This is a genomic window from Nostoc sp. PCC 7524 (assembly GCF_000316645.1).
Taxonomy (GTDB): domain Bacteria; phylum Cyanobacteriota; class Cyanobacteriia; order Cyanobacteriales; family Nostocaceae; genus Trichormus.
The window spans coordinates 6,539,482-6,552,984 of record NC_019684.1 but is presented as its reverse complement, the minus strand read 5'-3'; the positions used below and the strand labels follow the sequence as shown (position 1 = coordinate 6,552,984).

General features: G+C 40.8%; 13 protein-coding genes and 1 pseudogene. 5 read left to right on the top strand and 9 right to left on the bottom strand.

Annotated elements, in window-relative coordinates:
* Positions 1–98 precede the first annotated feature (98 nt).
* Complete coding sequence (locus tag NOS7524_RS26790; protein ID WP_015141616.1) at positions 99–353, top strand: hypothetical protein; 255 nt, start codon at positions 99–101, stop codon at positions 351–353.
* Positions 354–782: 429 nt separating this feature from the next.
* On the opposite strand, the gene NOS7524_RS26785 is transcribed toward NOS7524_RS26790, so the two are convergent.
* The 3 genes and pseudogenes from NOS7524_RS26785 to NOS7524_RS26775 form a co-directional block, all read right to left on the bottom strand.
* The gene (locus NOS7524_RS26785) at positions 783–2,393 is read right to left on the bottom strand and encodes a protein kinase domain-containing protein (RefSeq protein ID WP_015141615.1); all 1,611 of its coding nucleotides are present in this window, start codon (positions 2,391–2,393) and stop codon (positions 783–785) included.
* 236 nt (positions 2,394–2,629) lie between these two features.
* Entirely contained in the window at positions 2,630–3,124 is a 495-nt protein-coding gene (locus tag NOS7524_RS27950; RefSeq protein WP_015141614.1) for a putative signal transducing protein, read from the bottom strand.
* 535 nt (positions 3,125–3,659) lie between these two features.
* A pseudogene (locus tag NOS7524_RS26775) lies at positions 3,660–3,896 on the bottom strand (hypothetical protein).
* 125 nt (positions 3,897–4,021) lie between these two features.
* On the opposite strand from NOS7524_RS26775, the gene NOS7524_RS26770 reads away from it, so the two are divergent.
* The 4 genes from NOS7524_RS26770 (at position 4,022) to NOS7524_RS26755 (ending at position 7,486) form a co-directional block, all read left to right on the top strand.
* Positions 4,022–6,658: a serine/threonine-protein kinase gene (locus NOS7524_RS26770; protein ID WP_015141613.1), complete on the top strand. Its 2,637-nt coding sequence runs from the start codon at positions 4,022–4,024 to the stop codon at positions 6,656–6,658.
* A 23-nt stretch (positions 6,659–6,681) separates the two neighbouring features.
* A complete protein-coding gene (locus NOS7524_RS26765; protein ID WP_015141612.1) occupies positions 6,682–6,903 on the top strand; it encodes a hypothetical protein in 222 nt (73 codons plus the stop codon).
* A 3-nt stretch (positions 6,904–6,906) separates the two neighbouring features.
* Complete coding sequence (locus tag NOS7524_RS26760; RefSeq protein WP_015141611.1) at positions 6,907–7,239, top strand: type II toxin-antitoxin system PemK/MazF family toxin; 333 nt, start codon at positions 6,907–6,909, stop codon at positions 7,237–7,239.
* A 67-nt stretch (positions 7,240–7,306) separates the two neighbouring features.
* The gene (locus NOS7524_RS26755; RefSeq protein ID WP_015141610.1) at positions 7,307–7,486 is read left to right on the top strand and encodes a type II toxin-antitoxin system MqsA family antitoxin; all 180 of its coding nucleotides are present in this window, start codon (positions 7,307–7,309) and stop codon (positions 7,484–7,486) included.
* A gap of 103 nt (positions 7,487–7,589) precedes the next feature.
* Here the strand turns inward: NOS7524_RS26755 and purT are convergent, their stop codons facing one another.
* The 6 genes from purT to NOS7524_RS26725 all read right to left on the bottom strand — a co-directional run bounded on the left by purT (position 7,590) and on the right by NOS7524_RS26725 (position 13,260).
* Positions 7,590–8,765 carry a formate-dependent phosphoribosylglycinamide formyltransferase gene (gene purT / locus NOS7524_RS26750; RefSeq protein ID WP_015141609.1) on the bottom strand — a complete coding sequence of 392 codons (1,176 nt, stop codon included), beginning with the start codon at positions 8,763–8,765 and terminating at the stop codon, positions 7,590–7,592.
* A gap of 49 nt (positions 8,766–8,814) precedes the next feature.
* Entirely contained in the window at positions 8,815–9,312 is a 498-nt protein-coding gene (locus NOS7524_RS26745; RefSeq protein ID WP_015141608.1) for a pentapeptide repeat-containing protein, read from the bottom strand.
* A gap of 124 nt (positions 9,313–9,436) precedes the next feature.
* On the bottom strand, positions 9,437–9,802 hold the full coding sequence (locus tag NOS7524_RS26740) for a hypothetical protein (RefSeq protein ID WP_144050911.1): 366 nt from the start codon (positions 9,800–9,802) through the stop codon (positions 9,437–9,439).
* Between the two features lie 7 nt (positions 9,803–9,809).
* The gene (locus NOS7524_RS26735; RefSeq protein ID WP_015141606.1) at positions 9,810–11,750 is read right to left on the bottom strand and encodes an ABC-F family ATP-binding cassette domain-containing protein; all 1,941 of its coding nucleotides are present in this window, start codon (positions 11,748–11,750) and stop codon (positions 9,810–9,812) included.
* A 196-nt stretch (positions 11,751–11,946) separates the two neighbouring features.
* Positions 11,947–12,363, bottom strand: a complete 417-nt coding sequence (locus tag NOS7524_RS26730; protein WP_041555981.1) for a DUF1824 family protein — start codon at positions 12,361–12,363, stop codon at positions 11,947–11,949.
* 54 nt (positions 12,364–12,417) lie between these two features.
* The gene (locus tag NOS7524_RS26725) at positions 12,418–13,260 is read right to left on the bottom strand and encodes a prohibitin family protein (RefSeq protein WP_015141604.1); all 843 of its coding nucleotides are present in this window, start codon (positions 13,258–13,260) and stop codon (positions 12,418–12,420) included.
* Positions 13,261–13,503: the final 243 nt, after the last annotated feature.

Genomic DNA, 13,503 nt, shown 5'->3' with positions numbered 1-13,503 from the left:
TTAAAAAAATCTATTAACTGATAGATGTTAGGGTTGATTCCTTTCTATTAAGCAGGCAAGAAAGTATTTATAATGATGAGTGTATTTAAGGAGTAAAAATGGCAAATCACGGGCTAGCTCCATTACTCGCTTTTGGATTTATTAGTGGCTGTTTTTGCCTGGGTATTGGTATGGGAGTGTTAATCCGCGTTGAAATACTGCAACCATCGGATGCTGCTACTACTTACACTAATCCTCAGTTTCCGTTTGCTATACCAGAACCCGCACAACCACCAAGTGATACTATAACCATCAAATTTGTTGGGGATACTATTCCTGATTCCAATTTTCCCCACTATAGTAATCAGTTTTGATTGTTGTATCCCTTTCGGGAGGCGTAGCCAGGGGTGGGGAGTGGGGGAAGATGAGAAAAATACCTAATCTGATATCTGGCACCAGATTTTCATCCCGCCAAGAAATTTATCAAAGAAAGGCAGAAGTCAGAGGGCAGTAGCCTACGGCAAGCCGTCAGGCTAGGCAAAAGGAATTTATCCCTTCTCTAATTGCCCGATAGCGTTCGCGGAGCGTCTCGTAGAGAAGCGTTAGCGACGCAGGAGCGTCACCGTCTGACTGGAAGGAGCAAGGGTTTAAGACCCCCACCAAAATTTCAATTTGGTGGCTCTCGTTGAGGTGGGGTTTGAATCCCTATCTCAACGAAACCTTCTGCCCTCTGCCTCCTGCCTTCTGCCTTCTTCAAGATTTCCTGATGTCCTAATCATTGGCTACAGCTATATGACTAATGACTATTGACTCTTTTCAGCCTGGCTATCATTAGAAGAATTTTGTTTGACTTCCAAGGTTGGTACTACCACAGAAGAAGAATCTGTATCTTTTGGCTCTGTCGGTGGTGAAGCTGGAATGACTACGGGATTGGACGGTTTCTCGACTTCGGGAGAAGTAGAATTTTGATTGGCAGAGGGTGGGGTGCTATCGGAGGAGTTTGCTGGGTTAGCCTTGCGAGATGAGCGAATGTCTCGTAGTTTGTCTACTAGGGATGGTGTGGAAGAGGTGTTAGGGGTAATTTGGGGTGACTCAGAATTTGAGGGCGATGATTCTTCTGAAGTTGGTTGCGGAGATTGTTCTGGAGAACTGCTGTTGGGATTGGGAGATTCAGTTTGTTGCTCAGGTACGCGTTTGCGTCGTCTCCATGTAGAGACGGGTGCAGTATCCCTAGAACTGGAAGCGGAAGAATTTTGTCTGTTGTTTTCTGAGTTTTGGGGTGATGTAACCGTGCTATTTCTACTACCGTTTGGCACCATTGGGCGCTCTTCAAACAAAGGCTTTGAAGGTGACTTTGGCTGTTGAATGCCAGAAAATATATTAGTGATGCTAAAACCTGCTGTAGCAGCAACAACAGCTACACCAATACCTAAAACTACCTTAGAAGCACCAAACTTCTGAGCCATGAATGTGGCATTTTTGAAGGGGGATGGTTTTTGAATGGGAGTAGGTTTTTTGGCACGAGCTAAATTTTCTTGGTGGTGAACAGACAAATCTATGGTAGGAACTGCTTGGGTGGGGATGATTTGCGGTGCAAAATTTACGCCACTGCCGGGTAGGAGTTGCAGCCACTCAGCAACGGTAGGGGGACGAAAGCGAGGTTCTACAGCCATACCACGCATGACGGCTTGATTGACTGCGGCGCTGAGATGGGGTTGCAGTTCGCGGGGAGTTGGCATTTGTTCGCGATCGCGCAATAATGCTGGTGTGGGAACTTGCCCTGTTAGTAGCGCATACAGGGTTGCAGCTAAACCATAAACATCTGTAGCGGGTGTGCGGTGCGCTTGGGTTAAATACTGCTCAATGGGGGAATAACCTTCAGACACTAATCCTGTATGAGTTTGTTTGACACCGCTATTAAATTCACGGGCAATACCAAAATCAATCAGTACAACTTCTTGTGTGCCTTGGCGGAGAATAATATTATCTGGTTTCACATCTCGGTGCAGTAAACCATTGCTGTGGACTATCTGCAATGCTGCGCCAATTTGCCGGATGTAGTGAATGGCGGTTTCTTCTGGTAAGGGTATCCCTGGCAAGATAAATGCTTCTCCCAAGGTTTCCCCAGGAATATACTCCATCACCATGTAAGGCAGTCCATCTTCCACAAAAAAGTCGCTAACACGGACAATATTGGGATGGACACAAGTAGCTAACCTTCTGGCTTCATCTTGGAATTGACGCTCAAATTTCGCAAAATCAGGATGTTGTCGCAGTTTTTCGTTGATGGTTTTCATCACTACTTCCTGTTCTAAGTAGTGATGAGTAGCTTTAAACGTAATGCCAAAGCCACCGCGTCCAATTTCTTGGATGAGGGTGTATTTACCACCCTGCAAAATTTTGCCTGCTACCATAGAAAGTTTTAAGTCCTGAGTCCTGATTCCTGGGTGAGAATATCGGTACTGGGTTGATGATTATTAGGATATTGCCAAAGAACGAAGTCTTCCCTGATGGATTTTATTGCTCATTGCTAGGCTCTTGCATACCTAGGGAAGATTGATGTTTTCAAGTCCCGTCTCAGTCAAAACCTCCTGTGGTTGAAATTAGTTTTTTCTTATTCATCATACAGTAGAGGCAAAGCAATGCCCATTTAAAATAGGATATGCCAGATTATATAAAGATTGAGTAAATCGAGTAGCAGCGCAATAATAATTTTAAGTCTTCTATTGGGACTAATTTGACGGCGGGAAACAAATAGACGAATGAGTAGCCACAGAGAGTAAAGTTGGATGGGCAGAAAGAGTAAAATTAGCCCAATTACAGATGTGCGGAATGCTCTATCTGCTGTTTCATCTGCCCAAGATATTTTGACAAAATCATCATCATCTGCATCATCCTGAAGTAAGTTATCTGCTGTTGTTTCTGCCAATTCAGATGATGATAAAACGTCTTTGGCTTGTTCTAAATCTGCTTGATGAACTTGTAATTTTAGCCAGCCAACGGCTACTGTAAGATGCCATGCGGTGTTGAGAGTAGATTCATTTGCTAAGTAGCATTGAATGCCTGCTGATTCTAATAGCTGTTTTGCTAAGTTGGCATCAATATAGTTACTAAAAGTAGCTACGGTGACAAAGTTATTAACCATGCCATTTTGAGTCTTTGATTAAATACAGCAGGATTCTTTAATTGTGCAATTTGTAGTTTCAATGTACATCAGGAACTATTGCTTCGGAAATTAATTAAAATATAGGAATCCGCTTTGATTTCTAAAATTATCTGCGTAGCCAGGCAATAGGCAATAGGCAATAGGAAAGGAGAGAGTAGGGGTGTACTGAGTTTTTTTCAGAAATCAAATACGAGTCCTATAATATGTGTAAGTATATACTAAATGAGCAATCAGTAAAAATATTTAACAAATGAATATCTGCTCGTAGGTAGGGAGTAGGGAGTGGAGAGTAGGACAAACACTTCTCACGTCTACAGAGTTTTTTATGCGCGATCGCAGGCTATGCTAACATAAATCAAATATTAGAACGCTTACTTTTCCCAAAAGTCGGGGTTTTGGACAACGCAACGTCTCTACTTTTCTGGTCGTGAATCTTCTGGTGGATGGTGAAAACCTGCTTTTATCCAAAGTTGTCGAGATTTTTAAATAAACTCTTGGATATGATGAGGAATTGTCATGTCTGAGATGCAATGATGGCATTGATGTAGCTAAAAATTTCGTCTAATTCCCCAATCGCTTCTAGTTCAGCCGCTTCTTATGGTGTGAGAGAGTCTGCTTTTTTTCTATCTAGTAGTTCTTGCATCCGCAAACCCAATTCGTCTGTAAATTTAAACAGATTCAAATTATTGACTTTTTCGACTCGGATACCAGTCGTTAGCCAAGATGAAGGTTTAACTACTGCTGGTGTCATAATTTTATGGCGATTGAATATATTGCTATTTTAAGTTTCATTCCTAACACCTTAAATCTTTCTGCGTACAAGAGTAAGTTTTGCCTATGCCAGAATAGAATATCAGTAAAACTACGGTTTGACCTATGGTGTGGAATCCAGGGCGGCAGTTATTTGGCGGACGCTACATAATCCAGAAAAAGCTGGGTGAAGGTGGTATGGGTATTACTTACCTAGCTAAAAATCTTCAGGGTGAACTGCGAGTAATAAAAACTCTCTCTGAAACAATACTCAACAATCGTGATTTAAAAAAGCATTTAACTAAAATCAAGCAAGATTTTAAAGAAGAAGCATTACGCCTAGCCTTATGTCGCCATCCCTACATTGTAAAAATAGAAACCGTGTTTGATGAGGGCGACTTACCCTGCATGGCGATGGAGTACATCAAAGGCGAGGACTTAAATAAACTAATTACCAAAAAGGGAGCATTACCAGAAGCAGAAGCACTGCAATATATTCAACAAATTGGCGAAGCTTTGAAACTGGTTCACGAAAAAGGCTTACTGCACCGAGATTTAAAACCCGGTAATATTATGCTCCGTGCAGATAAGCCAGAAGTTGTACTCATTGACTTTGGTTTAGCTAGACAATTTATTCCTGGTGAAGTTTTACAGCATACAGAAGCTTGGACTCCTGGTTATGCGCCACCAGAACAGTATGTAAATGAGGCAGAACGCGGTGAATATATTGATGTTTACGCCTTAGCCGCCACATTGTATTCTTTGCTGACTGGACAGTTCCCAATGCAAGTACCAGCTAGACTGCTAAATGATAGGCTAAAACCACCAAAATATTTTAATCCCACTGTTAGCGACAGGGTAAATAAGGCAATTATGAAGGGAATGGAGCTACATTACGAGTTGCGTCCCCAGTCGGTGCAGGAGTGGTTAAGTTTGTTCGCATTACTAAAACCAGACAACTGGGAGTGCGTCCACTTTATCCCAGGTATTTCTGGAGCGATAGCCCTTAGCCCTAGAGGCGACATTATAGCAAGTCTAGCAGGTGATGTTATTCACCTACTATCAGTAACTACAGGTCAAGTTATCCGTAGCCTCCTTGGTCATTCCAAATCGGTTGATTGCCTTGCTTTCAGTAGTGATGGGAAAATCTTGGCTAGCGGTAGTGATGACAACACTATCAAACTGTGGGATGTGGCAACAGGCAGAGAAATTCTCACCCTCACTGGTCATTCCGAGTTTGTTTATTCCATTACTTTCAGTAGTAATGGACAAATGCTAGCTAGTGCTAGTTATGATCATACTATCAAGCTGTGGGATGTAGTCACAGGTAGAGAAATTCGCACTATTACTTGTGATTCCAAGGTGTCTACATCTTTTGCTTTAAGTAGCAATATGCAAATTCTTGGTTGTTTTTTTACATATGAAAACACCATCGAAATTTGGGATATGGCAACGGGCAAAGAAATTTGCACTCTCACTGATGATTTATACGCTATTGATTGCGTTGCTGTCAGTAGGGATGGAAAAATACTGGCTAGCCTTGGTGGTAACGGAAATATCCAACTGTGGGAAGTAGCTACAGGCAAGAAAATTCGCACTTTTGATAGCCGTTTATATTTACCCAAAAGAGTTGCTTTCAGCAGTGATGGGAAAATGCTGGCTAGCGGTAGTTGGAACGGAAATATCCAACTGTGGGAAGTGGCAACAGGAAAGGAAATTCGCACTCTCACTGGTCATCTTACCTCAATTGATTCCGTAGCTTTCAGTCGTGATGGGCGAATGTTAGTTAGTAGTAGTGGTAATGATGGAACTATCAAATTGTGGGAAGTGAGAACAGGAAAAGAAATTCGTACTCTCACTGGAAACCCTACAGAGCGTTATAGTTTTTCTCGCAATGATTATCTCACTATCAGTAATGATGGAAAAATTTTAGCTAGTGGTAGTAAAGAAACCATTAGATTGTGGGAAGTGGCAACAGGAAAAGAAATTCGTACTCTCACTGATCGTTCCAATTCAGTTAACTTCGTAGCTTTCAGTCATGATGGGGAAACGCTTGCTAGCTGCTATTATCGTGAAAAGATCAAATTGTGGGAAGTAGCAACAGGTAGAGAAATTCCCACTTTTGATAGCTATTTATATTCACCCAAAAGTGTTGCTTTCAGTAGAGATGGGCAAATGCTAGTTAGTCTTGCTAATGAGCATATTCATCTGTGGGATGTGGCAACAGGAAGAGAAATTCGTGGTTTAGGCTGGTTTATGGACAGTTTTTCTTCTGTAGCCTTCAGTAACGATGGAAGAATAGTGGCTGGTGGTGGTAGTAAAACTATCAAATTATGGGATGTGGCAACAGGGAAAAAAATTCGCACTCTCAATGGTCATTCCAGTTTGATTGATCATGTTGCTTTCAGTCATGATGGTCGAATGCTAGCTAGCGGTAGTCGTTGGGACAGAACTATCAAATTTTGGGATATGGCAACAGGCAGAGAAATTCAGAGTTTCACTATTAGTTCTGGTTATTTTAGCAATTCTTTCGCTTTCAGTAGTGATGGGCAAATGATGCTAGCTAGTAGTCAGGGTACAGTTATCAAACTGTGGGAAGTCGCAACAGGTAGAGAAGTTTACACCCTCAGCCATTTTAGCTCAGTTACATCCTTTGCCATGAGCCACGATGGCAATTGGTTAGTGGCTGGAGATAGTGGCGGAAATATTAAAATTTGGCGATCGCAGCTAGTTTGGCAATTACAGCGTCACAATAGTAAATAAAACTTGCAAACATTAAAAACAACATGAAAGCCTACGAATTTCCTGCAAACGTCACCACTGAAGGCAAAATAGAATTACCAGATGTGATCTTGCAACAGTTACCAAATAACCAGCAGGTGAAAGTGATTCTTCTCGTCAATGAACCCACAGAAGCAGAACAAGAAGAAGCAGCTTGGCAACGCCTTGCAGCCGAACAATTATTAAAAGGGTATAGCGAAGACGATGCAATATACGACACCATTTAAGCAATGCAAAATTATCAATCTGGCTCAGTCATCTTAATCAAATTGCCATTTTCTGATGCCGTCACATTCAAATTACGTCCGGTATTATTACTATTAGATACAGGTGACGATGATGTTGTTGTGGCAAGGATTACCAGCCAAATCGCTCACACTGCTTTTGATGTTGAAATTATCGAATGGCAGCAAGCAGGTTTAATGCGTCCGTCGGTAGTGAGATTGCATAAGATAAACACAGTAGAGAAGCGGCTATTAGAACGTCAATTAGGAAATTTACAACCAAAGGATTGGGAAAAAGTACGTCAACAAATCTCTCAAATATGGTCTTCTATTTCTTAACTAAAGTAAAGATATTAAATCTATGCAATGCTTTATATGTAAACATGGCAACGCTCAACCATGATGAGTGACAGTCACTTTAGAGCGAGATGATACCATAGTTATTCTCAAAGGTGTGCCAGCAAAAATTTGTCAAAATTGCGGTGAATATTATTTAAGTGCTGCTGTTACAGAACAAGTTTTACACCGCACAGAAGAAGCAGTTAATAAAGGTGCTGAAGTCGAAATTTTACGATATGCAGCATAATCTTGTGCATATTTCCATTTGTTAAATTCTCATGCAGTATAGTTCAGTATGAAATACATCAAAAATTATTTTTAAAAAGCATCCAGATGGATATGTTGCTTGACTATTGACTAACAATCTGAATTTTGTTCGCTGCTCTTACTGCTTTTTCTCTCGCCTCTTGTACACTATCAGCTTTAGCTAAAGCCACCCCCATACGGCGATAGGGGTGAGCATTTGGTTTACCAAATAATCTAATATCTACATTTTTTTCTGATAAGGCATCAGCTACACCCGTAAAGGCGATTGAATCTGATTTTTCTGAAGCTAAAATGACAGCACTGGCAGAAGCTTCTAACTGTTCTATCTGCGGGATAGGTAAGCCTAAAATTGCTCGCAGATGTAATTCAAATTCGTTTAGGTTTTGAGATATTAATGTCACCATACCTGTATCGTGGGGACGGGGGGAAAGTTCGGAGAAAATCACCTCATCTTTGGTAATAAAAAACTCGACACCAAAAATACCTGCTCCCCCTAACGCATCGGTGACTTTTGTGGCTATTTCTTGGGCTTGTAATATCTGATCTGGAGAAATTTCTGCGGGTTGCCAAGATTCTTGATAATCACCTCTTTCCTGGCGATGTCCAATGGGAGAACAGAAAATTGTGGGAGCATTCCACTGTTTAATTGTGAGGAGAGTAATTTCAATTTCAAAGTTAATAAACTCTTCAATGATAACCTTTTGACTGTCTCCTCTAGAATTAGCGATCGCATAATTCCAAGCCTGTGCAACTTCCTCTTTTGATGAGACTACAGATTGCCCTTTTCCAGAGGAAGACATCACGGGTTTGACAACATTTGGAAACCCAATTTGATCAGCAACTGCAATTAATTCATCCAGCGTTACTGCATAGCCATATTTAGCAGTTCTAATCCCTAATTCTTGATGAGCTAATTCCCGAATTCTGTCACGATTCATCGTGTAGTTAGTTGCTATGGCTGTGGGAATTACTGTTATGCCTCTTTGTTCAAATTCCAGCAATTTTTCGGTTCTAATTGCCTCAATTTCTGGTATGATAAAGTCAGGTTTATGCTTAGTTACTACAGCTTCTAAATCTTCAGCACTCAGCATCGATATCACTTCAAAACAATCGGCAACTTGCATAGCTGGAGCGTTAGCGTAGCGATCAACAGCTATGACAAAATTACCCAGGCGTTGCGCTGCAATCACAAATTCTTTGCCGAGTTCTCCCGAACCCAGCAACATTAGTTTTTGGGGTAATTTAATTGCATTATTCATTCACTTGTTCCAGCCGATATCAATTCAGCAGTCTGATATTTTTGAGGTACTAATTATCATCGGCTAAATAGTTAAGCCTAGCTCCGCGCAGTTGTAAATCTTTACGTTGCTGCTTTGTTAAGCCATTGCCTAACCCAAGTTGACAATTTTCTACTAGGGCTTCTAACCAAATTGTCTCATTGAGAGTTGCACCCCTTAAATCGGCATTTCTCAAGTCAGCTTTCGTGAAGTTAACAAAAATCAAGTCAGCATTTAATAAACTGCTACCTTGCAAGTTCGCTCCTGATAAATTCCCTCGAATTAATTTGACATCATCTAAAACTAATTCCGATAAATCTGCTCCCGATAGATTGGGGAATTTCATCTGGCTGGGATCTTCCAAAAATCGCATCACGCAGTTGATATTAGCGTCATTGAGACGGATTTTGGTTAAGAACTGATAACGAGCTATACCTAATTCTTGGAGGATTTTTAGGCGCTGTGATGGATTCTGTTCTAAAAAATGAATGGCGTTAGAGCGGAGGTCTTGAGTATGATGATTGATCATGATCATTTTTTGGCACTATATCTAACTATTGGATGCACGGCTAAAGTTATCAATAGCCCGATGAACAGCAATAACCTAAAAGCCCAGTCAAATCTTCCACTCAGACAAAGAGTAACATCTGACTTTAGCGACTAAAGCAAACTTTTGGTAAACTAAGTTGCAGAGTTGTTAAAGAATTGGCGGCTTTTGCTAACTCCCAGAAAAAATTCAGACATAAGTTGGGTATTAAGTTATCCCAGGCTTTACATCCTAACCCAAAAGCATCGCCAAAAATTGCTGCATCATAATTATGGTTTCGGCTGCGACTTAGTAATTGACTGGTAAATTTTCGGCATTGATGACTCAGTTCGCCACCTGTCGGCGACATGATACTTAATCTCCCCTCATCTGTACGCTCCATTATCCCATCACCGTAGACTGGGTAAGGTTTACCAGACTGGGCATCACTCAATGCCAAGGTTAGTGCTAAATTTTGCATTAGAGCGATCATACTACTCTCACCCATTCCCTGAAGACTCAATCTCAGCTAATTCTAACCATCGCTCAGTGGCAGCATCAATTGCTTGTTTGAGCGTCTCTACTTGTTCGTAGAGTTTTTGTACTTGGGTATAACTACCAGGAGAGACGTTAGCTAGTGCTTTCTCGGTTTCAGCTTTTTCTGCTTCTAGTTGAGCAATTTTGCTCTCTAGTTGCTCGAATTCCCGCTTTTCCCAATTAGATAGCCTCCGACGCTTTTTAGGTTCTACTTCTCTAGTTTGCGATGTAACTTTTGATTCTTCAGAATTTTTTGTTTTTTCTTTAGTGTTGGTAGTTGATTGTTGTGTTTCTTCAGCTTTTTTGTAGTCAAGATACACTGAATAATTGCCTGGATATTGCCGCAGGTTGCCATCTGCTTCTAAGGCAAATATTGTATCTACAGTGCGGTCTAAGAAGTAGCGATCGTGGGAAACTACGATCACACAACCACTAAAGTCTTCTAGGTATTCCTCTAATACTGCTAAGGTTTGCACATCCAAATCATTGGTTGGTTCGTCTAAAATTAACACATTGGGCGCACTAATGAGGATGCGTAACAGAAATAACCGTCGCTTTTCACCACCTGAAAGTTTATGAATGGGCGCATACTGTTGATTTCCCGGAAACAGAAATCGCTCTAACATTTGGGAAGCGGTAATTTTTGTACCATCGGCAATTTTAACAAATTCCCCCTCTTCTTTAATGTAGTCAATCACGCGCTGATTTTCATCTAAAGCTGTGAGTAATTCTTCAGAATGCTGATCAAAATAACCGATGTGAATGGTAGAACCAATTTCTATACTCCCCTCATCTGGTTCTACTCGCCCAGTAATCATATTCATTAATGTGGATTTACCTGCACCATTACCGCCGATGATCCCCACTCGATCTTCGGGACTAAATTCATAGGTAAAGTTCTGAATGAGGGTACGTCCATTATAGGATTTAGAAATATTATTGAGTTCAATAACTTTTTTGCCAATGCGACGACCGACTGTAGAGATATCGACTTTACCCAGAGATTGTTTAAACTCAGTCTCCCGCATGGCTTGAATACGCTGAATCCGGGCTTTTTGCTTTGTACTTCTAGCTTTTGGCCCCCGCTTCAACCATTCTAATTCTCTTCGCAATACACCTTGATGTTTGCGTTGGGTGCTAAGGGCTGATTCTTCAGCTAAGGCTTTCTTTTCTAGATAGTATGAATAATTACCTGAATAGGTGTAAATATCGCCACGATCAATTTCAATGATGCGATTGGTGACTTGATCTAAAAAGTAGCGATCGTGAGTTATTAATAATAATGCACCACGATAGCGGTTGAGATAACTTTGTAACCATTCTACAGATAAAGCATCGAGATGGTTGGTTGGCTCATCCATGAGTAATACATCTGGCTCGGCTAGTAAAGCCGTTGCTAAGGCAATACGTTTACGATAACCGCCAGATAATGTCCCTATGGTGACATCAAAATCAACAATTCCTAATTTGCTGAGGATAATTTTGGCATTGGTTTCTAATTCCCAAGCACCAGTTGCGTCCATACGCTGCATCACCGTAGAAAGGCGGGACATTAACTGGTTATCTTCTGGGTAGTGAGCTAGTTTATCAGATATTTCTTCATACTCACGTACCAAGGCCATTTGTTCGCCACTGTCAGCAAAAATTTGCTCTAAAACTGTGCGATTTTCATCTAAGTCTGGCTGTTGGGGTAAGTAAATTATTTTAGAACCAGAGTTGCTAATGATTTGACCACTATCCACTGGTTCGAGTCCAGCAATCATTTTTAATAAGGTTGATTTACCAGAACCGTTTGTCCCAATTAAACCCACTTTGTCAGTAGCATCTAAACTAAAGCTAGCATCTTTTAAAATTTCTTTGATACCAAAGTCTTTTTTAATTGATTGTAGGGTGATTATACTCATAGAATTTTAAAAGACACAGTTTAATCTATTTCTGGTTGACTTATTATGAGTCTCAACAAATGTGGGGGTAGACGGAGAGTGGGTAGAAATCTCACGCCGAGGCGCAGAGAGAAGTTTAACAGGAGTTTTAGTGTTGAATATTAATTAAATGAGGTGCATTTGTCTAGTGTAACGCACCTCATAATTTTGCCTAATTTTAGACAAATAAATCGAGGGGTAGATGTCCATACATTTCGTTGATGCCTCCTTCGTCATAAGACTGACAAGATACTAATACACCGCGATGATGTCCTACATAAGAATCGAGATAACATAAGCCATTTTTACCGTTTAATTTGATGTAAACTGGCCCTTCCACTACAGGTAAATCAATTGGTACTTCATAACCCAACGCATGGGAGTAGGTTTTCATGGCGAGTAATGCTTCTTCGGCTGTATCCGCACAAATTCCCAAGATTTGATAGTCAGATAGTTTGGTAAGGAGAACTAATGATTGACGGACTAATTCTTTTTCTGACGGTTTCAGGATGGGTGCGATATCTAAGCAGTTGAATTTGTTGAGAATTTTTCTGGCTTCTGTCGTTGTGATGTTGGGGTGATTGGGCATTGGCATAAATTGTTTCATTGTGTTCTTAGCTGTGTTTGTGTGTGATTAGGGAAATTATAGTCAGTTTTGGGTATTTCCGAGATTGAAGATGAAGGGAACATTACCTTGGGATTCACTACCCATAACTAAAACTCGCGGCATTTGAGCGCCACCAGTTTTCCAAGCTTCAATTGCTTCTTTTTGTAGCACTAATTGCCCACCTTGAGCTTTGAGGGTTTCGGCTAGAAGTCTTTGGGCTTCAGCTTTACCCTTGGCGCGGTTAATTTCTGCTTGGGCTTCTTGTTCTGCTTCTCGTGCTACATAGACGGCTCTTTGGGCGCGTTGTTCAGCAATTTGTTTTTCTTCTACGGCTCTGGCAAATTCAGGAGAAAAAGTTAAATCTATGACGCTTGTATCTAATACAATTATTCCATATTTATCCAGGCGATCGCCTAGGGCATTATCAAAGTCTTCTTTGAGTTCACTACGTTTGGTAATTGCTTCTTCTACTGTGCGTTTGGCGGCAGCAATTTTGAATGCTTCCTGTGTTTGGGGAGCAATGATTTTAGAAACAATATTTTCTAGAGTTCCTTGTTTTCTTCTCACTTCAACTACCTGGGTAGGATCAAGACGAAAGTTAATCGCAAACCTGGCAGTTAAATTTTGCAAATCCTTAGTCGAACTTTCGGCGGGAACTTCAAACTTCTGCACCGTTAAATCATACACATCTATCACGGAAATTAAAGGCGGTTTCACGTGAATCCCCTCTATTAACGCACCATCTCTAGCTTTACCTAAAATACTAATGACTCCTGCTTGTCCTGGGTTAATAATAATAAATGAATTTAAACCAATAATCACAACTACGGCGAATATAATTCCCAAAACAGTGGTTTGCCAATTTCCTAATTGTTGATTTTTCAAGGTTCTATCTCCCTGTGAGTGCTGTTAGTGGTAGCAGGGCGTTTAGCCCATTGATAGTAAATTAGTACACATGAGTATGTTCGCGTAGCCTCTCCGTCAGGAGACGCTAGCAAATAGTCAAAGTTTTGGCGTTAAATTTACTCAAGCAGCCTCCTATTATTCACTAAACATCTGAGAAAAACCACCAACCCAAGCAGTTAGGATTTACCCACTACTAACTACTCATATCTCCTAACTCCTCAC

Excerpts from the sequence above, each read along its gene's own strand:
- NOS7524_RS26735 (WP_015141606.1), bottom strand. The coding sequence starts at position 11,750 with ATGAGTATAATCACCCTACAATCAATTAAAAAAGACTTTGGTATCAAA.
- NOS7524_RS26785 (WP_015141615.1), bottom strand. The coding sequence starts at position 2,393 with ATGGTAGCAGGCAAAATTTTGCAGGGTGGTAAATACACCCTCATCCAA.
- NOS7524_RS27950 (WP_015141614.1), bottom strand. The coding sequence starts at position 3,124 with ATGGTTAATAACTTTGTCACCGTAGCTACTTTTAGTAACTATATTGAT.
- NOS7524_RS26745 (WP_015141608.1), bottom strand. The coding sequence starts at position 9,312 with ATGATCAATCATCATACTCAAGACCTCCGCTCTAACGCCATTCATTTT.
- NOS7524_RS26770 (WP_015141613.1), top strand. The coding sequence starts at position 4,022 with ATGGTGTGGAATCCAGGGCGGCAGTTATTTGGCGGACGCTACATAATC.
- purT (WP_015141609.1), bottom strand. The coding sequence starts at position 8,765 with ATGAATAATGCAATTAAATTACCCCAAAAACTAATGTTGCTGGGTTCG.
- NOS7524_RS26730 (WP_041555981.1), bottom strand. The coding sequence starts at position 12,363 with ATGCCAATGCCCAATCACCCCAACATCACAACGACAGAAGCCAGAAAA.
- NOS7524_RS26790 (WP_015141616.1), top strand. The coding sequence starts at position 99 with ATGGCAAATCACGGGCTAGCTCCATTACTCGCTTTTGGATTTATTAGT.
- NOS7524_RS26765 (WP_015141612.1), top strand. The coding sequence starts at position 6,682 with ATGAAAGCCTACGAATTTCCTGCAAACGTCACCACTGAAGGCAAAATA.
- NOS7524_RS26760 (WP_015141611.1), top strand. The coding sequence starts at position 6,907 with ATGCAAAATTATCAATCTGGCTCAGTCATCTTAATCAAATTGCCATTT.
- NOS7524_RS26740 (WP_144050911.1), bottom strand. The coding sequence starts at position 9,802 with ATGATCGCTCTAATGCAAAATTTAGCACTAACCTTGGCATTGAGTGAT.